This is a genomic window from Aeromonas mytilicola subsp. aquatica, from assembly GCF_044336385.1.
GTDB classification, from domain to species: Bacteria; Pseudomonadota; Gammaproteobacteria; order Enterobacterales; family Aeromonadaceae; genus Aeromonas; species Aeromonas rivipollensis.
Genome location: NZ_CP172298.1, coordinates 1 through 24,940, shown reverse-complemented (window position 1 = coordinate 24,940; position 24,940 = coordinate 1). Strand labels below are relative to the sequence as shown.

Sequence of the window (24,940 nt, the reverse complement as noted above, 5' to 3'; positions counted from 1 at the left end):
AGTTAAACTAGGCCGTTCGCAATCCAGACCGCAAGGATGCCATGTCAGGAATCTTCTCCAAGGCCATAGGCCTTAACGGACTCTCTTATCGTCTGCTTTCCTACATTCTGATCTGCAGCACAGTGCTGGCGCTGGTCATCACTGTGTTGCAGCTCGCCTGGGACTACAACAAGGACGTCACCGTCATAGAGGCCAGCATCGACCAGATCGAGGCCTCCTTCCTGCAACCCATCTCCGCCAGCCTGTGGAACCTGGATGAAGAGCAGGTCAAGGTGCAGATCGAAGGCATCATGAACCTGCCCAACATGCAGTTCGTCATGGTCAAGGAGATGCTGGGCAACTCGGAAGTGCCGCTGCTGACCCAGGGGGTGGAGCAGGCGCAATACGACATCTCCCGCGAATTCAGCCTCACCTATCAGGGAGAGGTGGTCGGCAAGCTGTTCGTCGCCGCCACCCTGGATCAGGTCTACCAGCGCCTCATCGAGAAATCGGTGCTGATCCTGGTCAGCCAGACCATCAAGACCCTGGTCGTCTCGCTCTGCATCCTGGTCATCATCTATTACCTGGTGATCCGCCATATCAACCGCATCGTCAGCTACGCCCAGAAACTGAGTCTGGATCGGCTGGCGGTTGAGCTGACCCTGGAGGGGCGTCCCCTGCCCCGCAAACACCCGGACGAGTTCGATGCACTGGCCGCCACCCTCAACCAGATGCGCACCCGATTGAACGACGAGTTCAACGCCCGCCATCAGGCGGCGGATCAGCTCCAGCAGGAGCGGGACTTCTCCGCCACCTTGATCAACTCCGCCAACATGGTCATCTGCTGCATGGAGCCGGATCTCAACATCGCCAGCATCAACCCGGCCGCCATACTGCTCACCGGCTACCACCACGAGGAGCTGCTGCAGCACAACTGGCTGGATCTCTTCGTCAGCGAGGAGCAGCGGGCCGAGCTGGCGGCCACCCTGGCGGATCAGGGCTCCCTCGAGGACAGAGAGATCACCATGCATGACCAGCAGGGCAGCGAACTCGTCCTGCAGTGGACCTTCGCCCCCTTCTACGAGGGGCCGAATCTCAAGTATCTGATTGGCTTCGGTTATGACATCACCCCCCTCAAGAAGGTGGAGCGGGAAATCATACTGTTCAACGAACAGCTGGAAGGCAAGGTGGCGGAGCGTACCCGCAGCCTGAGCGATGCCAACGACCAGCTGGGCAAGGCCTATGACGATCTGAAACAGGCGCAGCAGACCCTGGTGGAGTCGGAGAAGATGGCCTCCCTGGGTTCCCTGGTGGCCGGCGTGGCCCACGAGATCAACACCCCCATCGGCATCAGCGTGACGGCCTCCTCCTATCTGCAGGAGCGAGTGGCCGACTTCAAGCAGCACCTAGAAGCCAAGCAGCTGTCGCGCTCCTATCTCAACGAGTTCACCCAGAACCTCGACGAGTCGATGCAACTGCTGCAGGGCAACCTGAGGCGGGCCTCCGAGCTCATCGCCAGCTTCAAGCAGGTGGCGGTGGATCAGTCGTCCGAGGCGCGCTACAACTTCAGCCTCGCCGACAACCTGCATCAGGTGGTGGTCTCCCTCGGCTACAAGCTGAAGAAGGCCCAGTGCGAGGTCGACATCCAGTGCGATCCCAAGCTGGCCATCTACTCCTTCCCCGGCAGCTTCACCCAGATCTATTCCAATCTGATCCTCAACTCCATCCATCACGGTTTCGACGGCTGGGACAGGCCCAAGAAGATCACCATCAGGGTGGAGCAGCAGGGTGACGAGCTGGTCATCGATTACAGTGACAACGGTCGCGGCATCCCCCCCGAGATACTGCCGCGCATCTTCGATCCCTTCGTCACCTCCAAGCGGGGCCAGGGTGGCAGCGGGCTCGGCACCCACATCATCTACAACCTGGTGGTGCAACTGCTCCGTGGCCGCATCCATTGCGCCAGCGAACCTGGCCAGGGTGCCCAGTTCCATATCCGCCTGCCGATCCGGCAGAACTGAACGCCGGCTCTTGTGAGCCGGCCACTTTGTCCCCATCATGCTGTGATTGCATTCTTAACGAGCGGAGAACCTCGCAATGGCACAGCATTTTGACTATATCGCCATCGGCGGCGGCAGCGGCGGCATCGCCTCGGCCAACCGGGCTGCCATGTACGGCAAGAAAGTCGCCCTGATTGAAGCCAAAGAGCTGGGGGGTACCTGCGTCAACGTCGGCTGCGTGCCGAAGAAGGCCATGTGGTATGCCGGCCAGATAGCCGATGCCCTGAGATACGGGGCCGACTACGGCTTCGACACCACCCTCAATCACTTCAGCTGGGCCAAGCTGGTCGAGTCCCGTCAGGCCTATATTGGCCGCATCCACAAGTCCTACGAGAACGTACTGGGCAAGAACCAGATCACCGTCATCAAGGGCTTCGCCCGTTTCGTCAGCAGCAACACTATCGAGGTTGATGGCGAGCAGTACAGCGCCGATCACATACTGATCGCCACCGGCGGCCGCCCCGAAGTCCCGACCATACCGGGCGCCGAACTCGGCATCGACTCCGACGGCTTCTTCGATCTGCAAGCCCAGCCAAGACGGGTCGCCGTGGTCGGTGCCGGCTATATCGCGGTCGAGATCGCCGGCGTAATGCAGGCGCTTGGCTCAGAGACCCATCTGGTGGTGCGCAAGCACGCGCCGCTGCGCAACTTCGACCCCATGATCCACGAGACCCTGGTAGAGATCCTGGCGCAGGAAGGGCCTAAGCTGCACACCCACGCCGTGCCCAAGGCCGTGGTCAAGAACGCCGACGACAGCCTGACACTGCAACTGGAAGATGGCCGTCACCTCACTGTGGACTGCCTGATCTGGGCCATAGGCCGTGTGCCCGCCACCGACAACCTCAACCTGGCCGCCACAGGCATCACCCTGGACGAGCAGGGCTTCATCCCGACCGACAAGTTCCAGAATACCGCCGTCGCCAACCTCTATGCGGTGGGTGACAACACGGGGCGCATCCAGCTCACCCCAGTGGCCGTCGCGGCCGGTCGTCGCCTCTCGGAACGGCTGTTCAACAACAAGCCCAACGAGCACCTCAACTACGATCTGGTGCCGACCGTGGTGTTCAGCCACCCGCCCATAGGCACCATAGGGCTGACCGAGCCGGAGGCCATCGCCGAGTATGGCGAGAGCCAGGTCAAGGTCTACCGCAGCCAGTTCACCGCCATGTATTCGGCACTGACCCAGCATCGCCAGCCCACCCGGATGAAACTGGTCTGCGTCGGGCCGGAAGAGAAGGTGGTCGGCCTGCACGGCATCGGCTTCGCCATGGACGAAATTCTGCAAGGCTTCGGCGTCGCCATGAAAATGGGGGCCACCAAGGCGGACTTCGACAACTGCGTCGCCATTCATCCCACCAGCGCGGAAGAGTTTGTGACCATGCGTTGAGGCTGGGGAAGGGGAACACCGATGTCCAACCGACAACTGCGTTCCCCTTCCCACCCCACCAGTGCAGAAGAATTTGTCACCATGCGTTGAGAGCCGCTGGCTTCGGCAACAGCATAACCCTCCCCGGTCCAGGCCGGTTTTTTTGATCTTCTCCCCGCTCAATTCCCTCTGAAAGTGGCCTTCTTTACGCCGATTTTACGCTCCCCCAATGCCCCTTTATGGCGCCTTTACGCCGGTTTTACATACCCTTTCAGCGTCAATGACACCAACGGGGTCGATATGGATATGCATCGACTCTCGACGCTAATTATCTCAACGGAGTCGTTATGAATTGGCTATATCTGCTGCTGGTCCTCGCCCTGATGGGTTACCTGATGCGCGCACTCACGCGTAGTCACGAGTGAGGAACTAGAACATGTGGCAAGAAATAATCTATCCAGTGGCCTTCGTGCTGCTGGTCCTGCTGCCTGCACCCCTGCTCGGCAGCTATATGTATCGGGTGTTCGAGGGCAAGAGCCGCTGGCTCGCGCCGGTCGAGCGCGCCACCCTGGCCTGCTGTGGCACGGATGGACGGGAGCAGGACTGGAAGTCCTACGCCCTCAGCCTGCTGGCCTTCAACGGCGCCGGTTTCGGTCTGCTGTTCCTGATCCTGATGGCCCAGGGCCTGCTGCCCCTCAACCCGCAACAGCTGCCGGGTCTGAGCTGGCAACTCGCCTTCAACACCGCCGTCAGCTTCATGACCAATACCAACTGGCAAGCCTATTCAGGTGAGGCCAGCCTCTCCTACTTCAGCCAGATGGTGGGGCTCACCACCCAGAACTTCGTCTCCGCCGCCACAGGTGCCACAGTCGCCGTCGCGCTGTTCCGCGGTCTCTCCCGCCAGCAGACCATACACCTTGGCAACTTCTGGCAGGATCTGGTGCGCTTCTGCCTCTACGTGCTGCTGCCCATGGCGTTGGTCATGGCGCTGCTGCTGGTTTGGCAAGGGGTTCCCCAGAGTCTGTCGGCCTATCTGCCGTTCCATGCCCTGGAAGGTCAGGAGCAGCTGCTGCCGCTCGGCCCTGCCGCCTCGCAGATCGCCATCAAGCAGCTCGGCTCCAACGGTGGCGGCTTCTTCGGCGTCAACTCGGCCCACCCGTTCGAGAACCCGACAGCCCTCTCCAACTGGCTGGAGATGGTCACCCTGCTGACCATTCCCGCCGCCCTGGTCTGTACCCTGGGCCGTTACGTGAAGGATTCCGGCCACGGCCGCGCCATCCTCTCCGCCATGACGCTGCTGTTCGTGCTGGGGCTCGGCCTCTCCGTCTATCAGGAGCTGCAACCGGATCCGGCGCTCGCCCAGCTCACCACCCAGGCAGGCAACTGGGAAGGCAAGGAGAGCCGCTTCGGCCCCGTGCTCTCCAGCATCTGGGAAGTGGCGACCACCTCGGCCTCCAACGGCTCGGTCAACGCCATGCACGACAGCTTCACACCGCTGGGTGGCATGGTCGGCATGATCAACATGCTGCTCGGTGAAGTCATCTTCGGCGGTGTGGGTGCCGGTATCTACGGCATGATGCTGTTCGTGCTGCTGACCGTGTTCCTGTGCGGCCTGATGGTCGGGCGCACGCCGACCTATCTCGGCAAGCGCCTCGGGATCACCGAGATGAAATGGGTGGTCGCCAGCATGCTGGTGATGCCGGTCGGGGTTCTGGTGATCGGCGGGGTAACGCTGCTGATGCCGGATGCCGCCACCATCATGGGTCACGACGGTCCGCACGGCCTGTCACGCCTCATCTATGCCTACGCCTCGGCCGCCGGCAACAACGGCTCGGCCTTCGGGGGCTTCGCCGCCGCGGACAACTGGCAGTGCGTCGCCATAGGTCTGGCCATGCTGCTCGGTCGCTTCGGCTACATCATTCCGGTGCTGGCCATCGCCGGTCAGCTCTCGCGCGCCTCGCAACAGGATGCCGGCGAGGGTGACTTCCCCATCCGCGGCCCGCTGTTCATCACCTTGCTGATCATCACAGTGCTGCTGATAGGCGGTCTCTCCTTCCTGCCGGTACTGGCGCTGGGCCCCGTCGCCGAGCACCTCCTGATACTGGGAGCGCTCTGATGACCCTGTCCATGTCAGTCACCTTACCGATGCCAATGGTCGAACATCTGATGCTGGGAGCATTCAAATGAGCAAGTCCATCTCCATCCCTGCCCGCACCGAAAAGGTTAAGGGCAAGGGCAAGAAACAGACCTCACAAGTCGTGCAGGCCATGATCGAAGCCTTCTATCGCTTCAACCCCAGGGCGCTGTTTGGCAGCCCCATACTGTTCACCCTCTGGCTGGCCGCCGTGATGGCGACCGTGGAGTCCCTGCTGGGTCAACCCCTGTCGGGAGTCACCCCCAGCCTGGCCTGGCAGCTGACAGCCTGGTTGTGGCTGACCCTGTGGTTTGCCAACTTCGCCGAAACCCTGGCAGAAGGCCGCGGCAAGGCGCGGGCCGACAGCCTGAAGGCGGGCATGAGCCAGCTTCAGGCACGCAAGGTGCGGGATCCGAAAGATGGCCAGGGCGAGTGGATCCCGGCCACCAGCCTGCAAAAAGGGGATCTGGTGCTGGTGCGCAGCGGCGAGATGATACCGGCCGACGGTGAAGTCATTGCCGGTATCGCCTCCGTCAACGAGGCCGCCATCACGGGGGAATCCGCCCCCGTCATCCGCGAGTCCGGCACCGACCGCAGCGGCGTGACCGGCAACACCACAGTGGTGTCCGACGAGATCTGGGTCCGTGTGACCAACAATCCCGGGGAGAGCACGCTCGACAGGATGATAGCGCTGGTCGAGGGGGCCAAACGCCAGAAGACGCCCAACGAGATGGCGCTCGACGCCCTGCTGGTGGGTCTGACCCTGATCTTCCTGCTGGTGGTGGCGACCCTGCCCTGGTTCCTCGACTACAACGGCACCCAGGTACCGCGCCTCTACCTGCTTGCCCTCTTCATCACCCTGATCCCGACCACCATAGGGGGCCTGCTCTCCGCCATCGGCATCGCCGGCATGGACCGGCTGGTGAAGCTGAACGTGATCGCCAAGTCAGGTCGTGCCGTGGAGGCCGCCGGTGACGTGCGTACCCTGCTGCTCGACAAGACAGGCACCATCACCTTCGGCAACCGCATGGCTGACGAACTGATCCCGGCCCCCGGGGTCGATCCCTCCCTGCTGGCCCAGGCCGCCATGCTGGCCTCCCTCGGCGACAACACGCCCGAGGGCAAGTCCATCCTGACCCTGGCTGGCAAGAGCATGGCCAAGCCGAGCCAGCTCGAGAGCGACAAGGTGATCCCCTTCAGCGCCGAGACCCGCCTGAGCGGTCTGGATCGCAACGGTCATCAATATCGCAAGGGGGCCGTGGACGCTGTGCTCAACTACCTCTCCCTCGATCGCAAGGGAGTGCCCGAGCTCATTCTGAAGGCGGTCGACAACATAGCCCGCCAGGGCGGCACCCCGCTGCTGGTCTGTACCCACGAGCAGTTGCTGGGGGTGGTGTACCTCAAGGACATCATCAAGCCAGGCATCAAGGCCCGCTTCCAGATCCTGCGACACATGGGGATCCGCACAGTGATGATCACCGGGGACAACCCGCTGACCGCCGCCGCCATCGCCGCCGAGGCCGGGGTGGATGACTTCATCGCCGAGGCGACCCCGGAGAAGAAGCTGGCCTATATCCGCCAGGAGCAGGCCGATGGCCGCATGGTCGCCATGTGCGGTGACGGTGCCAACGACGCACCGGCCCTGGCCCAGGCGGACGTGGGTCTGGCCATGAACGAAGGCACCCAGGCCGCCAAGGAGGCGGGCAACCTGGTGGATCTGGACTCCAACCCCACCAAGCTGCTGGATGTGGTGCTGGTGGGCAAGCAGTTGCTGGTCACCCGGGGTGCCCTGACCACCTTCTCCATCGCCAACGACGTGGCCAAGTATTTCGCCATACTGCCGGCCCTCTTCATCGCAGCCTACCCGCAGCTGGGGGCGCTGAACCTGATGCAACTCGGCAGTCCAGAGAGCGCCATACTGTCGGCCATCATCTTCAACGCCCTGATCATAGTGGCGCTGGTGCCGCTGGCACTGCGGGGGGTCAACGTGAAGGGCTCCGCTGCCAGCCTGCTGCGCCGTAACCTGCTGATCTATGGGCTCGGTGGCCTGATCGTGCCCTTCATCGGCATCAAGTTGATCGATCTGGTCATCACGGGCCTGGGTCTGGTGTGATGAAAACGCCGCACTATGGTATCCACGGCCAGATCGTGCCCCCATACATGGGCATCAAGCTGATCGACCTGGTCATCACAGGCCTGGGTCTGGTGTAACCACATAACGGGTGCAAGCCTGGCCTGCACCCCATCAATCTGTTTGGAGCAAGAGAATCATGATAGCAATCAGAACCCTGCTGACCCTGACCCTGCTGCTGGGTGTCGGCTACCCCCTGGCCGTCACCGGGCTGGCCCAGCTGTTTTTCCCCTGGCAGGCCAACGGCAGCCAGCTGACCGATGCCAAGCAGCAGCTGGTCGGCAGCGCCCTGCTGGCGCAGAAATTTGAACGGGCGGAGTACTTCCACTCCCGCCCCTCCGCCAGCGACTTCACCACCATAGGCAGCGGCGCCAGCAACCTGGGGGTGAGTTCCCCCCTGCGCAGCGAATTTGCCAAGGCCCAGGGTAATTACCAGTCCCCCGCCATGCTGACCCGCTCAGGTTCGGGCCTGGATCCCCACCTGCCCCTGGATGCCGTGCTGGCTCAGGTGGATCGCGTCGCCAAGCAACGCGGGCTGGATCCCGCTTCCCTGACGGAGCAGGTCAAGTCGTCGACACAAGCTGGTATCCTTGGCCCCCAGGTGGTCAACATCCTCCAGTTGAATCTGTTGCTCGATCAGCACAAGGACGCATGATGGCGCGCCAGGCTGACCCGAGTTGGAGGGCGACCCAGATTTTCGAACCGAGCCGGTGGTTGCTCCATAAGGATGATGATGCGTAATGAAGTAAAGACGGTTGCCCTGCTGGCAAGCCTGGAGCAGGAGCACGGGAATGCGTGATGAGGTTCGGGCCGATGCCTTGCTGGCAAGCCTGGAAGAGGAACACAAGGGCAAGCTGAAGGTCTTCCTCGGCGCCGCCCCCGGCGTAGGCAAGACCTACGCCATGTTGCAGGCGGTACGGGAACAGGCCAAGGAAGGGGTCGACATTCTCATCGGCGTGGTCGAGACCCACGGGCGCCAGGAGACCCTGGCGCTGCTCGACAAGCTCGCCATCCAGCCACGCAAGCTGCATCACCACCGCCAGCAACGGCTGGAGGAGATGGACCTGGATGGCTTGCTCGAACGCAAGCCCGCCATAGTGGTAGTGGATGAGCTGGCCCACACCAATGCCCCCGGCAGCCGCCACGAGAAACGCTGGCAGGATGTGGAGGAACTGCTCGGCGCCGGCATAGACGTCTACTCCACCCTCAACGTACAACACCTGGAGAGCCTCAACGATCTGGTGTGGCAACTGACCGGGGTCAGGGTCAAGGAGACCCTGCCCGATCAGGTGCTGCTGGAGGCGGACAGCATAGTCCTCATAGACCTTCCCCCCAAGGAGCTGCTCGGCCGGCTCAAGGAGGGCAAGGTCTATGTGCCCCATCAGGCCAAGGCCGCCCTGCAATCCTTCTTCTCCCTCAACAACCTGACCGCCCTGCGCGAGCTGGCGATGCAGACTGCCGCCAGCCACGTAGAGGGGGATCTGCAACTGCAGTGGCAGGCGGCGGGCAAGACCACGCTGCCGCTGCGGGGCAAGCTGATGGTCTGCCTCGGGGATCAGCACGGCTCGGCCCTGGTGCGCTACGGCCATCGCTTCGCCCAGCGCCGCCAGCTGCCCTGGCTGGTGGTGCACATCGACAGCAAGGGGCAGCGCTCCCCTGAGCTGGAGCAGGCGCTGGCGCTGGCCTCTCACCTCGGCGCCAAGGTGCTGACCCTGTCCAGCCCGGCGGTCGCCGATGCCCTGCTGGAGACGGCCGAACAGCAGCAGGTCTCGCAGCTGTTGCTCGGCAAGCCCCACAACCCGCCCTGGCGCCGCTCCCTGGTGCAGCACCTGCTGAAACAGGCACAGGGATTCGAGATCACGCTGGTGGATACGGAGAAGAACAAGCCAGGACTGAGGCTGCAACCACTCCACCCCAAGGACATTCGCCAGAGCCTGCTGGCCATCGTCATCATGGCGGTGACCTCAGCCAGCGCCTGGGGGCTCTCCCACTGGCTGCCGCCCGCCTCCCTGCCGCTGCTGTTCGTGCTGGGGGTTCTCGCCACTGCCCTCACCACCAGCCTGGTGCCCGCCATCCTGGCCGCCGTGCTGGGATTCGTCGCCCACAATCTGCTGTTCACCGCCCCCTACTTCTCCCTGAGCGTGGCCAGCCACAGCGACCTGCTCACCCTGTTCGTACTGCTCATCGTCGGCATGACGGCGGGGCGGCTCGCCTCCCGCCAGCGCCAGCAGCTGATCGGCCTGCGCGAGACCCAGCAGCTCGGCAACGCCCTGCTGTCCCTGAGCCAGGGGCTGGCCACCGCCAGCAGCCCGGTGGAGGTGCTCAGGCAGGGAACCCAGGCCATCTCCCTGGCCCTGGGGCAGCCCGTGTTCGCCCTGGATGAGGAGTACCAGTACAGAGCCGGGGACGAGGTGCGGGGACCGGGCCAGACCGACAAGGCCGCCATCGACTGGTGCCTGGCCCAGAAGCAGAGCGCCGGGGCCCACACCGCCACCCTCAATGCCGCCGAGGCCCAGTACCACCACCTCACCGACGAACTGGTGCTGGGGATACGGCTGGCCAGCCCGCTCGCCTCCTCCGCCGAACACCAGTTGCAGGCCCTGCTCACCGACATCCGCGCCGCCCTGGCCCGGATCGATCTCAACGAGCGGCTGGCCGACAGCCAGCTGCAGGCGGAGACGGATCGTATGCGCGCCGCCCTGCTCTCCTCCGTCTCCCATGATCTGAAGACGCCGCTGGCGACCATCATGGGGGCCGGCAGCACACTGCAGGAGTACGGTGACAGGATCAGTGCCGAGGATCGCAGCGAACTGCTCCACTCGGTGCAGGAGGAGGCGCGCCGCCTGCACAGCTATGTGCAGAACCTGCTGGACATGACCCGCATCGGCTCCCCGGACTTCCAGCTGAAGCGGGAGTGGGTCGATCTGGCCGATCTGGTGGATAGTGCCCGCAAGCGGCTGGACTCCTCCTGGCGCCAGCACAAGCTGCTGATCCACTTCGATCAGCAGATCCCCCAGCTCTATGTGCACGGCGCCCTGATCGAGCAGGTGCTGGTCAACATCCTCGACAACGCCTCCCGCTACTCGCCGGCCGGCACCCCCATAGAGTTCAAGGTGATGCTGGCGGACCCTGACCTCATCATCGACATCATCGACATAGGAGTCGGCATAGCCGAGTCGGATCGGGACAAGATCTTCAACCTCTTCTACACCCAGCCGGTAGGTGATTGCGGCAGTCGCGGCACAGGACTTGGCCTCGCCATTTCCCGCGCTATGATAGAAGCCCACGGTGGTCGCATCTGGGCGTTTGCCGGCCCCAACGGCAATGGCACCTGCATGCGTATCTCACTGCCGCTCTCCCTCAACTCACCCGAGGTATGATGCGCACATTCCGGGCTCCTGGGGTCAGCCGTCCCCAGCCCCCCAACACTCGCCTCTGGAGGCTAGATGGCCCATATCCTGGTCATAGATGATGAAGCGGCCATTCGCCGCTTTCTGCGGATCAGCCTGGTCGCCGAGGGGCACCAGGTGAGCGAGGCGGTGGGCGTCAACGAAGGGCTGGCGCAGTACCGCCACCTCAACCCCGATCTGGTGATCCTGGATCTCGGCCTGCCGGACGGGGACGGCATCCAGATATTGCAGGCCATCCGCGAACACCACCCCAACCCGGTGCTGGTGCTGTCGGCACGGGATTCGGAGCAGGAGAAGGTGCGGCTGCTGGATGCCGGGGCCAACGACTACATGAGCAAGCCGTTCGGCATAGGGGAGATGATGGCCCGCATCCGGGTGCTGCTGCGCCAGCGTGCCGGGGTCAGCAGCGGCGAATGCCGTCACTTCCCTCAGTGCGGCCTGAGCCTGGATACCGGCAGTCACAAGGTCACCATGGGGGATGAGGAGGTCCCCCTCTCTCGCAAGGAGTTCGCCCTGCTGCAGGCCCTGGTGTGCCACCCCGGCAAGCTGGTGCTGCAGACCCAGTTGCTCAACGACATCTGGGGGCCCAGCCACAAGGAGGATACCCACTACCTGCGCATCGTCATCGCCAGCCTGCGCAAGAAGCTGGGAGATAACCCCCAGCAGCCCAGCCTGATCGAAACCGAATCCGGCATCGGCTACCGCTTCATCGGCAGTTGAAACAGTCACAAGCAGCCCACCCCGTTCGAAACACCGTACCCGGCATCGGCTACCGCTTCATTGGCAGTTGAAGCAGCCGCAAGCAGCCCACCCCGCTCGAAATACCATACCCGGCATCGGCTACCGCTTCATCGGTAGCCGATGTTTCACGTGGAACGGCGCCCGCTGCAGAGCAGCGCCAGCAGACCGCAGCCGGCGAGCAGCAGTCCCAGATCCTGCAAGCCGGCTGCCACCGCCAATCCCAGGCTGAGCAGCAGGTAATAGGCCAGCCCGAACAGGGCACCGGCGCTGCCCGCCACCGCTCTGTAGGCTTGCAAGGCCTCACTCAACACATTGGGAATACCCACCCCATAGGCCACCACTGTTCCCATCATGGGCAGCAGGAACCAGAGCGAAGCCTGACTCGCCCAAACCAACAGCCCGCAAACCAGCGCCAGTGTGCAGGCCAGCCTGATCAGGGATGACGGCTGCCAACCCTTCCCCAGCAGCTGCTTGTTGAGCAGGCTGCCGAGCAGGGTCGCCAGCGCCAGCAAGATCCCGGAGTAGCCAAAGTCGCTCACCCTCAATCCCAGCCCGTCAAACAGGAAGGGAGCCAGGCTGTAGTAGCCAAACAGCATGCAGTTGAACAGGGCAACCAGGGCTGCGCTGCGCCAGAGCCCGCCATCCCTGGCCATCCTGGCTGCCAGCGGCCAGAGTGCGACTCGCTGTGTGCTGGCCGGACGGGTTTCCGGCAGCCACCGACCAGCCACCAGCAGCAACACAGCCGCCAGCACCAGCAAGCCGCTGAAGACCCCGAGATAGCCAAACTGCTCGGCAAGCATGCCACCGCTCACCAGCCCCAGCACGGGGCTGAGGGAGAGCGCCACGCCCATCACCGAGAAGACCCGCGCCAGCTCGCCCCCCTGATAGCTGTCGCGCAGCATGGTCTGGGTCACCACTGATCCCACGGCGGCGCCGAAGGCCGAGACGACCCTGGCCAGCAGCAGAGCCTCGAACTCACTGGCCAGCAGCGCCAGCAGGGTGCCGACCCCGTAGGTGAACAAGCCCGCCAGCATGGCGGGACGCCGCCCGACGAGATCGCAGAGCCGACCCCAGCAGACCACGCCCACCGCAAACGCCAGGAAATAGACCGATAAGGTCTGGGATGCCTGCCCCTCGCTCACCCCAAACTGGCTGGCAATCTGGGTCAATACCGGGCTGTAGATGGTCTCAACCATCTGGGGAAACATCATCAATCCCACCACCAGCCAGCGCGGTGGCAACTTGTTGTGCATGACAAACCTCCTTCACAAGAGGTCGTCATTCTAGAGAGATGCCGATTGTCTGATTACAATAAACAGGACTATATACATCAATAATCGGACACATGGCCTTTATTCTTCCCGATCACCCTTTCGACCCGGACAGCCACGCTGGCAGCGTGATCGGCATCGCCTCCGCGCTGGGCTGGCATGACTCCGGCCTGCACAGGCACCAGCGCCACCAGCTGCTGTTCGCCCAATCCGGCTGCATGACCATGGAGCTGGAAGGTCGGGTTTGCCTGCTCCCGCCGACGCGAGCGGCCTGGCTGCCGGCGGGCACGTCCCACAGGGTCTTGATGCGCGGTGTGGTGGCCTATCGTTCCCTCTACTTCCAGCCGCACCCCGAGTTGCCGACCACAATGGCGGTGCTGGCGGTCAATCCGCTGCTGCAGGCACTGATCGAACGGATGGCGCTCTGGCCATGGGACCAGCCACAAGAGGAGCAGCAGCGGACGTTGGCGCTGTTTATGGAGGAGTTGGGTCAGGCACCCCGGGAGTCCTGGCAGTTGCCGTTGCCGTCAGATCCGCGCCTGGCGGCCTGGCTGCAGGAGATAAAGCGGGGTGGCACCCTGCCCCCTCGGCTCAACCGGCTGGCCGAGGAGGTGGGTGCCAGTGACAAGACCATAGGTCGCATCTTCATGAGGGAGACCGGCATGAACTATCAGGCCTGGCGCCAGCAGTGGCGACTGCTGCGGGCCATGGAGTTGCTGGCAGAAAGCGAACCCATCTACCGGATTGCCGCTTCCCTGGAGTTTTCCAGCGACAGCGCCTTCATCAGCTTCTTCAAACAGCACTCGGGGCAGACGCCCCTGCGTCACCTCAACTCTCGGGGTGAGTCGCCACGGCGGGGCTGACCTCCACCACCAGAGTATCCAGTGCCAATGGCTGGAGGTTGTGGATGGCATCGAGCACCACGGCATGGGATGCCTGCTGCTGCTGGGCACGCATTTCCTGCGCCAGCTTGGTGCTATCCAGCTCGGGCCTGGGGTTGTCGTTGGCCATGACGTTCAGGCTCAGGCTGCTCAGTATCAGGGTCGCGATCAGGGTCTTCATCTGGCTTGCTCCGGTATGGTTGAGATGACCAGAGAGTTATTCCAATAGTCGTGCCAACTATATAAACAATTGATTTTGTTTAAATAAAATGAAAGCAGACGCCGTTTGAGGCTTTATTGCCCATCTTGCTGGTTATTTTGAAACCCATAAGTGGTTATTTTTACCACATCCAATTTCCGGGGCCCGTTCCACGTGGAACGTCCCATGATTTTGATCGACACCCGCTTTTAAACTGAGCTATGGTGCTAGCTCCCCCGTAACTGACTCTGGATCTGTCACCGAATGGAATTCTCCTTGTTCGGCGAGAAGTTCACTCGCCACGCCGGTATTACCCAACTCATGGATGACCTCAATCAGGGGCTGCTCAATCCGGAAGCCATCATGCTGGGAGGCGGCAATCCGGCCCCCATCCCCGCCATGCTGGAACGCTTTCAGACCGAGGCCAAGCAGCTGCTCGACAATGGCGAGCTGATCAAGGCCATGGCCAACTACGATGGCCCGCAAGGCAAGGACAGGTTCACCAAGGCGCTGGCCGCCCTGCTCAAGAGAGAGCTGGGCTGGGACATCTCGGCCCGCAACATAGCCCTGACCAACGGCAGCCAGAATGCCTTCTTCTATCTGTTCAACCTGCTGGCCGGCGAGTTCGCCGATGGCCGCAAGAAGAAGGTGCTCTTCCCCCTGGCCCCCGAATACATCGGCTATGCGGACTCGGCCCTGGCGGAGGATCACTTCGTCGCCTACAAGCCCACCATAGAGAAGCTGGCCGACGGCCAGTTCAAATACCATGTGGATTTCGAGAGTCTGGAGGTGGGCGACGACATAGGGGTGATCTGCGTCTCTCGCCCGACCAACCCCACAGGCAACGTGCTGACCGATGAAGAGATAGAGCACCTGGATCAGATCGCCCGCGACAAGGGGATCCCGCTGCTGCTCGACAACGCCTATGGCGTGCCCTTCCCTGGCATCATCTTCAGCGAGGCCAAGCCGTTCTGGAATGCCAACACCATACTCTGCATGAGCCTCTCCAAGCTGGGCCTGCCGGGCACCCGCTGCGGCATCGTCATCGCCGACGAGAAGATCATCCAGGCCATCACCAACCTGAGCGGCATCATCAACCTGGCGCCGGGCAGCCTGGGGCCCGCCATCACCATCCCCATGATAGAGAGCGGCGAGATCATCGCCCTGAGCGAACAGGTGGTGAAACCCTTCTACAAGCAGAAGGCCGACTTCGCGGTGCAACTGCTGCGCGAAGCCATTCCCGACCCGCGCTTCCACATCCACAAGCCGGAAGGTGCCCTCTTCCTCTGGCTCTGGTTCGAAGGCCTGCCGATCCACTGCCAGGAGCTCTACGAGCGGCTGAAGGCGAAGAACCTGCTGATAGTGCCGGGTCACTACTTCTTCCCCGGTATCGACGACCCAGAATGGCGCCACAGCCAGGAGTGCATCCGCCTCAACTACTCCCAGAGCGAGGAGCTGGTGCGACGCGGCATCGCCATACTGGCGGACGAGATCAACGCCATTTACCGCGGCAGCTGACTTGCCTGCAGATAAAAGAAAGGCCTGCGATCGCAGGCCTTTCTCGTCTCTGGTGTCAGGCACCCTGGCCTGACATTCCCGGCTTAGCTCGGCAGCGCCAGCTGATCGGGTTTGCCGATGGGGATGGCGCGGGGCTTGAGAGCCTCCGGCAATTCGCGGGCGAGATCTATGGTCAGCAGACCATGCTCCAGTCTGGCCCCCTGTACCTCCACGTGCTGGCTCAGCTTGAAGGCGAGCTCGAAGTCACGCTCGGCAATTCCCTGGTGGAGGAACTGACGCTCACCGGCCGCTGCGGCCTTGCGCCCCTTCACCTTGAGGGTGCCGTTTTCGGTCTCCAGCTCCAGCTCTTCGCGCTCGAAACCAGCCACGGCGACCGTGATGCGGTAGCCGTCATGCTCCCGCTTCTCGATGTTGTAAGGGGGATAAGCCGCCGCCTTCTGGTCGAACAGGCCTTCCAGCTCACGGGCCATCCGCTCGAAGCCGACGGCATTGGAAGAGAGGTGAGAAAAATCGAGGTTACGCATAATCCTATCCTTCTAATAAGCAACAGGTTTGACTCTCCACAGGCCCGTCATCGGCACCCGGGAAGCAGGTAAAAACACTGAGAGTTCAGGCTATCAGCCGTTGATCTCGATCTTGCGGGGTTTCATCGCCTCGGGCACTTCACGGGCCAGATCGATGTGCAGCAAGCCATTCTTGAGATCGGCCCCTTTCACCCGCACATAGTCGGCCAGCTGGAAGCGACGCTCGAAGCCGCGCTCGGCTATGCCCTGATAGAGATAGTGGCGCTCGGTGTCAGCCTGCTTGTTGCCCTTCACCGTCAGCAGATTTTCCTGGAAGCTAAGCTCCAGCTCTTCCTGGGTAAAGCCCGCCACCGCCATGCTGATGCGGTAGTCGTTGTCACCCAGTTGCTCGATGTTGTAGGGGGGATAACCGGCATTGCCATTGCTGGCCGCAGATTCGATGAGATTGGCCAGACGATCGAAACCAATGGCAGAACGATAGAGCGGAGAAAAGTCGATAGAACGCATAGTATTACCCTCTTGTGAGCGATAACGGATTGTTTGCCCTCCTGATGGACGGGCGCCTGGTCGAAACCTCTGTCGAGCGTTCCGGCCTTGTTACCTATATAGGGGCTCACTTTTTCCTTTCAAGGGAAAAAATGAAAAGAAATTTTTGGCCACCCGTCAAAACTCATTTTGGCCCGATTGATATGGTAATAGGCCCGCGGGCCACTCATCCCCTGATGCCCTCCGCGCCATACTGGCTGCGTCCCCCCACCAGAGACCGGAGCACACCATGCAAGTTACCCAGGTTCGCAATGCCACCCTGCTCATCCACTACGCCGGCACCCGCTTCCTGATCGATCCCATGTTGTCTGCCAAGGGCAGCCTCCCGGGGTTTGAGGGAACGGCCAACAGCCAGCTGCGCAATCCCCTGGTCGAGCTGCCCCTGCCCATGACTGAGATCCTCGATGTGGATGCGGTGATAGTCACCCACGATCACCTGGACCACTGGGACCCTGCCGCGCAGCAACTGCTGCCCAAGCATCTCCCGCTGTTTGTGCAACACCAGAAGGATGCCGACACCATAAGCGCCAGCGGCTTCAAGGATGTGCGCCTGCTGAGCGAGCTGGCCGAGTTTGCCGGGATCCGGTTGCACCAGACCGAGGGGCAACACGGCAACGATCAGGTCATGGCGGTGTTGGCCGAGCGGCTGGGTGAGGTATCCGGGGTGGTCTTCTCCCATCCCGCAGAGAAGACTCTCTATCTGGCGGGCGACACCGTCTGGAACGCCCAGGTTGAACAGGCGCTGCAACGGCACCAGCCCGAGGTCGTCATCCTCAACTGCGGCGATGCCCAGGTGCTGGGGCTGGGTTCCATCATCATGGGCAAGGAGGATGTGCGGGCTGTGTATCAGGCCGCGCCACAGGCCACCCTGATCGCCAGCCACATGGAGGCGGTCAATCATGCCCTGCTGACACGGCACGAGCTGCGCGACTACATCGGCAAACAGGGGATGGCAACGCGGGTGCTGGTACCCGAGGATGGCGAGTCCATCGTCCTCTGATGAGAGAGGGCCATGCCACCACATGGCCCTTCGGCTTTCTGTTGCCGCCCCTTATCATGGGGATCCGAGTGCAAAGGAGTCTGCCACCATGCCCAACCCCATCGTCGTCGCCGTCATCACCTTCGATCACTTCAGCCCCTTTCACTGCGCTGTGCCCTGCCTCATCTTCGGCGACACCATGATGCCAGGAGCCTCCTTGTTCGAACTCAGACTCTGCGCCGGCGATGCCACCCGCCAGCCCGGTTCCTCCCAGGGCTTTCGCATCGATGCCAGCCACGGGCTGGAGGGGTTGGTAGGGGCTGACATCGTCATCATCCCCTTCTGGCGCGATCCGGCCGAACGACCGGCCCAGCCCCTGCTCGATGCCCTGGTTGCCGCCCGACACAGGGGTGCTCAGATAGTGGGGCTCTGTCTAGGCACCTATGTGCTGGCCTATGCCGGTCTGCTGGAGGGACGCAGGGCCTCGACCCACTGGGAGTTCGAGCAGGACTTCATGGGCCGCTTTCCCGCCGTGCGGCTCGATACCAATGCCCTCTACGTGGACGATGAGGGCCTCATCACCTCGGCCGGCACCGCCGCCGGGCTGGACTGCTGCCTCTACCTGGTGCGCGAGCACCATGGCAGCCGCATCGCCAACAAGCTGGCCAGGCGCCTGGTGGTGCCGCCCCATCGGGAAGGGGGCCAGGCCCAGTTCATCGAGCAGCCGGTGCCCGCCTCCACCCGGGATGCCAGGATCAACCAGCTGTTCGACCACCTGCGCATGCACCTGGCCGAGCCTCACAACCTGGACACATTGGCAGAGCACTGCCTGATGAGCCGCCGCACCTTCACCCGTCGCTTCCAGCGAGCCACCGGCCTCTCCGTCGGGGAGTGGTTGCTGGCCGAGCGCCTCAGGCGCAGCCAAGAGTTGCTGGAGACGAGCACCCACTCCATGGATCGCATCGCCGAACTGGTGGGATTGAAGACGGCCACCAGCCTGCGCCAGCATTTTCGCACCCGTTTCGGGGTGTCGCCGAGTGAATGGCGCCGCACCTTCGGGGGCCTGCGCTAGCCATCAAAAAGCCGCTCACAGGGAGCGGCTTTGTTCAATCACGAGGGTGCGTCCGGATTAGACGTCGAGGTTGGCGACCCGCAGGGCGTTGGTCTCGATGAAGTCACGACGAGGCTCGACCGCATCACCCATCAGGGTGGAGAAGAGCTGGTCGGCGCCGACGGCGTCGTCTATGGTGACGCGCAGCATGCGACGGGCTTCCGGATCCATGGTGGTTTCCCACAGCTGATCCGGGTTCATCTCACCCAGCCCTTTATAGCGCTGGATGTAGATGCCACGCTTGCCTTCGCCCATCAGCCAGTCGACGGCTTCCACGAAGTTGGCCACAGGTTTGACCTTCTCGCCACGCTTGATGAAACCGCCGTCCTCGATCAGGTTGGCGATCTCCTTGCCCAGGGAGACCAGCTGACGGTACTCGGAGGATTGCAGGAAGTCGTAGCTGATCGGGTACTCCCGGTCGACACCGTGCTGACGCACCACGGCGTGGGGCACGTACAGGCTGCGCTCTTCGTCGCGACGTACCTGGATCTGGTACTGGATGCCGTGGTTGCTCTCGTTGAGCACGGCTTCCATCCCCTGGCACCAGGCCAGCAGATCGCTCTCGCTGGCCAGCAGGGTTTCGTTCAACTCAGGCTGATAGATCAGCTGGGTCAGCACGGCATCCGGGGCACGGCGGGACATGCGGGTGATCAGGTGAGAGACGGCACGGTGCTGGTTGACCAGACGCTCCAGCGCCTCGCCACCTATGGCAGGGGCAGACTCGTTGACGTGCAGGGTAGCACCGTCCAGCGCCATGGAGGTCTGGTACTGCAGCAGCGCGTCTTCGTCTTTCAGATACTGCTCCTGCTTGCCCTTCTTGACCTTGTAGAGCGGCGGCTGGGCGATGAAGACGTAGCCACGCTCGATGATCTCGGGCATCTGACGGTAGAAGAAGGTCAGCAGCAGGGTTCGGATGTGCGCACCATCGACGTCCGCATCCGTCATGATGATGATGTTGTGGTAACGCAGCTTGTCCGGGTTGTACTCGTCGCGACCTATGCCACAGCCCAGTGCCGTGATCAGGGTGCCCACCTCTTGCGAGGAGATCATCTTGTCGAAACGGGCCTTCTCCACGTTCAGGATCTTGCCCTTGAGCGGCAGTATGGCCTGGTTCTTGCGGTTGCGACCCTGCTTGGCGGAGCCGCCAGCAGAGTCCCCTTCCACTATGTAGAGTTCGGAGAGGGCCGGGTCTTTTTCCTGGCAGTCCGCCAGCTTGCCGGGCAGACCGGCGATATCCAGCGCGCCCTTGCGGCGAGTCAGTTCGCGGGCCTTGCGGGCCGCTTCACGGGCACGGGCCGCATCAATGATCTTGTTGACCACTATCTTGGCATCGCCCGGGTTTTCCAGCAGGAAGTCTGCCAGCTTCTCACCCATCGCCTGTTCAACGGCTGTCTTCACTTCGGAAGATACCAGCTTGTCCTTGGTCTGGGAGGAGAACTTGGGGTCAGGCACCTTGACGGAGATGACCGCAATCAAGCCTTCACGGACGTCGTCGCCACTGGCGGCAGACTTGGCCTTCTTGCTGTAGTCCTCTTTGTCCATGTAGGAGTTGAGGGTACGGGTCAGCGCGGTACGGAAGCCTACCAGGTGGGTGCCACCATCCCGCTGCGGGATGTTGTTGGTGAAGCAGTAGACCCCTTCCTGATAGGCGTCGTTCCACTGCATCGCCACTTCGACGCCGATACCGTCCTGCTCTGTGGTGAAGTGAAACACCTTGGGATGGATCGGAGTCTTGTTCTGGTTCAGGTATTCGACGAAGGCCTTGATGCCGCCCTCGTAGCAGAAGTGAGCCTCGCGGCCATCCCGCTCGTCCAGCAGACGGATGGAGACACCTGAGTTCAGGAAAGAGAGCTCACGCAGACGCTTGGCCAGGATCTCGTAGTGATACAGGGTATCGGTAAAGATGGTCGGGCTCGGCCAGAAGCGCACTTCGGTACCTGTGCCCGTGCTGTCGCCAATCTGCTTGAGCGGCGCCTGCGGCTCACCCAGGTGATAGGTCTGCTCATAGACGTGCCCGTTGCGACGTATGGTCAGCAGCAGCTTGTCAGAGAGGGCGTTAACTACGGAGACACCCACGCCGTGCAGGCCGCCGGATACCTTGTAGGAGTTGTCATCGAATTTGCCGCCGGCATGCAGCACCGTCATGATGACTTCGGCGGCGGAGCGGCCCTCCTCCTCGTGCATGTCGACCGGAATACCCCGGCCGTTGTCACGCACTGAGACGGAACCGTCGGAATGGATCTTGACCTGAATATCGGAGCAGTAGCCAGCCAGAGCCTCGTCAATGGAGTTATCGACGACCTCGAACACCATGTGGTGCAGGCCCGAGCCATCATCCGTATCGCCGATATACATCCCCGGGCGCTTGCGGACCGCATCCAGGCCCTTCAGCACCTTGATATTCGAGGAGTCGTAAGTATTTTCACTCATAGCTTACTCTCTGCCTTCTCTAACGTTTCGGAGATCTTGCCTTGTTCCACGTGGAACAGCTTGCAGTCACTCGCATCCATCATGTCTGCGAGCTGACCGGTATCGATGGCGGTGATAAACACCTGGGACGCGCACTGCTTCAGCCTTGCGGCCAGCAGGCGACGTTTGTCGACATCCAGTTCAGAGGCAAAATCGTCAATTAAAAAAATACAGCCACGGCTGCTATGTTGATTCAAATAGAGCCCTTGAGCCAGTCGCATGGCACAGACCAGCAACTTCAACTGACCCCTGGACAAAATATCCTGAGCGGGCACCCCGTTCGCCTTGAGCCGCACATCCGCCTTCTGCGGACCGACCCCAGTGTACCCCAGCGAACGATCCCGCTCGAACCCCGCCTCCAGCAAGTCGCCGAGGGGAGTCTCTCTCTCCCAGCCCCGATAGAAACCGAGGCTGATGTCGAATTCCGGCAGAAAATCCGCCGTCATCTCCTTGATCAGGGGTGTAATGGCCTGACAGTAACTGGCGCGAAACTCTGCCAGTTCACCCCCGAGCCGCACCAGCTCCTGATCCCAGAACGCCAGCTGGCGATACTGGCTGCTTTGGCGCAGCAGCGCATTGCGCTGTTTCAGCAGACGCCGTACCCGTCCCCACAGGGAGAAGAAGGTCGGCTCCTGATGGAAGACGCCCCAGTCCAGCCAGGCCCGGCGAGCCTGGGGCCCACCGGTCAGCAGGTTGAAACCATCTGGGTGGATCAACTGCACCGGCAACAGCTCGGCCAGATCGGCCAATCGCTGGGCCTGGGCCCCGGCGATCTTGAGCTGGGTCTCGCCCCCCTTGTCCTTGGCAAGCCCGATGGGCACCTGACGCCCCTCCAGCTCGCACTGGGCAAACAGGGTAAAGGCCCTCTCCCCCTGGCGGATGACCCGCCCGGTCAGGTGAGTACGAAAAGAACGACCGAGACCGAGGTAATGGATGGCTTCCAGCACGCTGGTCTTGCCGCTGCCATTGCACCCGACCAGGATATTGAGGCCGGGGGACAGCGCGAGACTGGCGTGCTGGATGTTGCGAAAGTCGCTGAGCTGGAGTTTGACCAGGGACACGACTAGATCCGCATCGGCATCACCACATACTGGGCATCTTGGCTGTCAAAATCCTCAATAATGGCACTGCTGATGGAATCGCTCAGGCTGATCCGGATTTGGTCACATTTTAACGTATTCAGCACGTCCAGCACATAGGAGACGTTGAAGCCGATCTCCATCTCGCCAGCGGCATATTGTACGTCAAGCAGCTCCTCGGCTTCTTCCTGTTCCGGGTTGTTGGCGGTGATGCGCAGCAGGTTTTCCTGCAGATTGAGACGCACCCCACGGAATTTCTCGTTGGAGAGGATGGCGGCACGGGCGAAGGCCTGGCGCAGATCCTCACGACCGGCGATCAGGGCCTTGTCGCTCCCCCGGGGAATGACGCGACGCCAGTCCGGGAAGCGGCCATCCACCAGCTTGGAGGTGAAGATGAAGCCATCCAGGGCGGCACGCAGGTTGCTGCGACCGACCTGCAACCGCACCGGCTTGTCTTCCGCCTCCAGGAGGCGCACCAGCTCCAGCACACCCTTGCGGGGCAGGATGACCTGATGATCGGGCAGCGATTCCCCGACCACTTCGCGGCGGCAGGTGGCCAGACGGTGACCGTCGGTGGCGACGGTGCGCAGGCCATGGCCCTCGCTCTCGAACAGCATGCCATTCAGGTAGTAACGCACATCCTGGCTGGCCATGGAGAACTGGGTCGCATCGATCAGCTTCTTCAGCTCCAGCTGGCTGATGTCGAACTCGAGCACGGATTCCCAGTCCTCGATGTTCGGGTACTCGGTGGCCGGCAGGGTCGAGAGATTGAAGCGGGAACGACCGGAGCGGATGATGAGGCGATCCCCTTCGGTGTTGAGACGGATATCCGCCCCTTCCGGCAGGCCGCGGCAGATATCCAGCAACTTGCGGGCCGGTACTGTGGTACGCCCATCCTGGCTGTCGCTGCTGAGATAGACCTGGCCTATCATCTCCACCTCGAGATCTGTCCCGGTCAGCGATAGCAGGCCATTGCTGACATCGAGCAGGACGTTGCCGAGAATGGGCAGAGTCGGCCGGCCACCCAGGGCACCGGACACCAGTTGCAGAGGACGTAACAGGGCCTCACGGCTAATTTCGAGCTGCATCTGTGCTCTCCGTTGTGATTAGGAGGAAAATTTTCGGATCAGGTTGGAATATTCGAGCCCCATCTGTCCACTCAGTTCCGTTATCAGGACGAGAGGGTACGGATCAGGTTGGAATAGTCTTCCTTGATGTCGTGACTCTCCTCCTTCAGCTGCTCGATCTTGCGGCAGGCATGAAGAACGGTGGTGTGGTCACGGCCACCAAAGGCATCCCCTATCTCCGGCAAACTGTGGTTGGTCAGCTCCTTGGCCAGGGCCATCGCCAGCTGACGCGGGCGGGCAACGGAGCGGGAACGACGCTTGGACAGCAGATCCGCCAGCTTGATCTTGTAGTACTCCGCCACCGTCTTCTGGATGTTGTCTATGGTGACCAGCTTCTCCTGCAAGGCCAGCAGGTCGCGCAGCGCCTCGCGCACGAAGTCGATGTTGATGGCACGGCCGGTGAAGTTGGCGTTGGCGATCACCCGGTTGAGGGCGCCTTCCAGTTCACGGACGTTGGAGCGCAGACGCTTGGCGATGAAGAAGGCCACTTCGTCCGGCAGATGGATCTGGTTCTCGTCCGCCTTGCGCATCAGGATAGCCACCCGGGTCTCCAACTCAGGCGGTTCGATCGCGACAGTCAGGCCCCAGCCGAAGCGGGACTTGAGGCGATCCTCGACACCATTGATCTCCTTCGGATAACGATCCGAGGTCAGGATGATCTGCTGGTTACCTTCGAGCAGGGCGTTGAAGGTGTGGAAGAACTCCTCCTGGGAGCGCTCCTTGTTGGCGAAGAACTGGATGTCATCGATGAGCAGGGCATCGACGCTACGGTAATAACGCTTGAACTCTTCAATGGCGTTATTCTGCAGCGCCTTCACCATGTCCTGCACGAACCGTTCGGAGTGCATGTAGATGACTTTGGCGTCTTTCTTGCGTTCCTTGATGGCATTGCCAACGGCGTGCAGCAGGTGGGTCTTGCCCAGGCCGGTGCCGCCATAGAGGAACAGCGGGTTATAAGCGCCACCCGGATTGTCGGCCACCTGACGGGCCGCCGCACGGGCCAACTGGTTGGACTTACCTTCGACGAAATTCTCGAAGGTGTAGTTCACGTTGGTGTTGCTCTTGTGGTTCGGCTCGGGCTTGGCTTCCGCCTTGCTTTCCCAGCTCTTGTGAGAGTTATTCACAGGATCGACACCACGCGCCGGCGCTCTGGCGACCGCGACGGGATGGGGACGATTACCGATGTCAAAACGCAGGGTGGGAGCATCGGCTCCGCACAGCTCGTTGATGATGCCATTGACCCGGAGCAGGTACTTGTCGCGTACCCAGTCCAGAACGAAGCGATTCGGTGCATACAGGGTCAGAGTATTGTCACTCAACTCCGCTTGAAGCGGCCGGATCCACATGCTGAATTCTGCCGAGGGCAACTCATCTTGCAGCCGGTTAAGGCACTGCTGCCATAGCGAAGCAGTCAC

The 24,940-nt window shown here is 62.0% G+C and carries 19 protein-coding genes; 11 read left to right on the top strand and 8 right to left on the bottom strand.

The features are described 5' to 3' along the window. Nucleotides 1-41 precede the first annotated feature (41 nt). The 7 genes from ACFWHB_RS00095 to ACFWHB_RS00065 all read left to right on the top strand — a co-directional run bounded on the left by ACFWHB_RS00095 (nt 42) and on the right by ACFWHB_RS00065 (nt 11,800). Nucleotides 42-2,000: an ATP-binding protein gene (locus tag ACFWHB_RS00095; protein WP_106885361.1), complete on the top strand. Its 1,959-nt coding sequence runs from the start codon at nt 42-44 to the stop codon at nt 1,998-2,000. A gap of 76 nt (nt 2,001-2,076) precedes the next feature. Next, on the top strand, nt 2,077-3,426 hold the full coding sequence (gene gorA / locus ACFWHB_RS00090; protein ID WP_395949228.1) for a glutathione-disulfide reductase: 1,350 nt from the start codon (nt 2,077-2,079) through the stop codon (nt 3,424-3,426). A 415-nt stretch (nt 3,427-3,841) separates the two neighbouring features. Then, nucleotides 3,842-5,521 carry a potassium-transporting ATPase subunit KdpA gene (gene kdpA / locus ACFWHB_RS00085; RefSeq protein ID WP_111911387.1) on the top strand — a complete coding sequence of 560 codons (1,680 nt, stop codon included), beginning with the start codon at nt 3,842-3,844 and terminating at the stop codon, nt 5,519-5,521. Between the two features lie 67 nt (nt 5,522-5,588). Beyond that, on the top strand, nt 5,589-7,652 hold the full coding sequence (kdpB, locus tag ACFWHB_RS00080) for a potassium-transporting ATPase subunit KdpB (RefSeq protein ID WP_111911385.1): 2,064 nt from the start codon (nt 5,589-5,591) through the stop codon (nt 7,650-7,652). 157 nt (nt 7,653-7,809) lie between these two features. Beyond that, nucleotides 7,810-8,325: a potassium-transporting ATPase subunit C gene (locus ACFWHB_RS00075; RefSeq protein ID WP_005326326.1), complete on the top strand. Its 516-nt coding sequence runs from the start codon at nt 7,810-7,812 to the stop codon at nt 8,323-8,325. A 136-nt stretch (nt 8,326-8,461) separates the two neighbouring features. Beyond that, nucleotides 8,462-11,050, top strand: a complete 2,589-nt coding sequence (locus ACFWHB_RS00070; protein ID WP_395949227.1) for a DUF4118 domain-containing protein — start codon at nt 8,462-8,464, stop codon at nt 11,048-11,050. Nucleotides 11,051-11,116: 66 nt separating this feature from the next. Beyond that, nucleotides 11,117-11,800 carry a response regulator gene (locus ACFWHB_RS00065; RefSeq protein WP_139745073.1) on the top strand — a complete coding sequence of 228 codons (684 nt, stop codon included), beginning with the start codon at nt 11,117-11,119 and terminating at the stop codon, nt 11,798-11,800. Nucleotides 11,801-11,946: 146 nt separating this feature from the next. Here ACFWHB_RS00065 and ACFWHB_RS00060 read toward each other — a convergent pair whose 3' ends face one another. Continuing rightward, nucleotides 11,947-13,074, bottom strand: a complete 1,128-nt coding sequence (locus ACFWHB_RS00060; protein WP_395949226.1) for a multidrug effflux MFS transporter — start codon at nt 13,072-13,074, stop codon at nt 11,947-11,949. Nucleotides 13,075-13,166: 92 nt separating this feature from the next. Here ACFWHB_RS00060 and ACFWHB_RS00055 point away from each other — a divergent pair, with 92 nt between their 5' ends. After that, nucleotides 13,167-13,955, top strand: a complete 789-nt coding sequence (locus tag ACFWHB_RS00055) for an AraC family transcriptional regulator (RefSeq protein ID WP_395949225.1) — start codon at nt 13,167-13,169, stop codon at nt 13,953-13,955. Here ACFWHB_RS00055 and ACFWHB_RS00050 read toward each other — a convergent pair. Further along, nucleotides 13,921-14,154 carry a hypothetical protein gene (locus ACFWHB_RS00050; protein ID WP_171275136.1) on the bottom strand — a complete coding sequence of 78 codons (234 nt, stop codon included), beginning with the start codon at nt 14,152-14,154 and terminating at the stop codon, nt 13,921-13,923. The genes ACFWHB_RS00055 and ACFWHB_RS00050 overlap by 35 nt on opposite strands. A gap of 282 nt (nt 14,155-14,436) precedes the next feature. On the opposite strand from ACFWHB_RS00050, the gene ACFWHB_RS00045 reads away from it, so the two are divergent. Continuing rightward, the gene (locus ACFWHB_RS00045; RefSeq protein WP_395949224.1) at nt 14,437-15,690 is read left to right on the top strand and encodes a valine--pyruvate transaminase; all 1,254 of its coding nucleotides are present in this window, start codon (nt 14,437-14,439) and stop codon (nt 15,688-15,690) included. An 83-nt stretch (nt 15,691-15,773) separates the two neighbouring features. Here the strand turns inward: ACFWHB_RS00045 and ACFWHB_RS00040 are convergent, their stop codons facing one another. Then, nucleotides 15,774-16,214, bottom strand: a complete 441-nt coding sequence (locus ACFWHB_RS00040; RefSeq protein WP_025325190.1) for an Hsp20 family protein — start codon at nt 16,212-16,214, stop codon at nt 15,774-15,776. Nucleotides 16,215-16,307: 93 nt separating this feature from the next. Continuing rightward, the gene (locus tag ACFWHB_RS00035; protein WP_025325189.1) at nt 16,308-16,721 is read right to left on the bottom strand and encodes an Hsp20 family protein; all 414 of its coding nucleotides are present in this window, start codon (nt 16,719-16,721) and stop codon (nt 16,308-16,310) included. 268 nt (nt 16,722-16,989) lie between these two features. Between ACFWHB_RS00035 and ACFWHB_RS00030 the strand changes: the two genes are divergently transcribed. Further along, nucleotides 16,990-17,760, top strand: a complete 771-nt coding sequence (locus ACFWHB_RS00030; protein ID WP_395949223.1) for an MBL fold metallo-hydrolase — start codon at nt 16,990-16,992, stop codon at nt 17,758-17,760. A gap of 88 nt (nt 17,761-17,848) precedes the next feature. Then, nucleotides 17,849-18,811 carry a GlxA family transcriptional regulator gene (locus ACFWHB_RS00025; RefSeq protein WP_395949222.1) on the top strand — a complete coding sequence of 321 codons (963 nt, stop codon included), beginning with the start codon at nt 17,849-17,851 and terminating at the stop codon, nt 18,809-18,811. Between the two features lie 57 nt (nt 18,812-18,868). On the opposite strand, the gene gyrB is transcribed toward ACFWHB_RS00025, so the two are convergent. The 4 genes from gyrB to dnaA all read right to left on the bottom strand — a co-directional run bounded on the left by gyrB (nt 18,869) and on the right by dnaA (nt 24,940). After that, a complete protein-coding gene (gyrB, locus tag ACFWHB_RS00020) occupies nt 18,869-21,280 on the bottom strand; it encodes a DNA topoisomerase (ATP-hydrolyzing) subunit B (protein ID WP_111911367.1) in 2,412 nt (803 codons plus the stop codon). Continuing rightward, on the bottom strand, nt 21,277-22,380 hold the full coding sequence (recF, locus tag ACFWHB_RS00015) for a DNA replication/repair protein RecF (protein WP_005326309.1): 1,104 nt from the start codon (nt 22,378-22,380) through the stop codon (nt 21,277-21,279). The genes gyrB and recF overlap by 4 nt, the downstream gene beginning before the upstream one ends. Before the next feature lie 2 nt (nt 22,381-22,382). Continuing rightward, nucleotides 22,383-23,486, bottom strand: a complete 1,104-nt coding sequence (gene dnaN, locus ACFWHB_RS00010; protein ID WP_025325184.1) for a DNA polymerase III subunit beta — start codon at nt 23,484-23,486, stop codon at nt 22,383-22,385. Nucleotides 23,487-23,569: 83 nt separating this feature from the next. Then, nucleotides 23,570-24,940, bottom strand: coding sequence for a chromosomal replication initiator protein DnaA (gene dnaA / locus ACFWHB_RS00005; protein ID WP_025325183.1), 1,371 nt, complete (start codon nt 24,938-24,940; stop codon nt 23,570-23,572).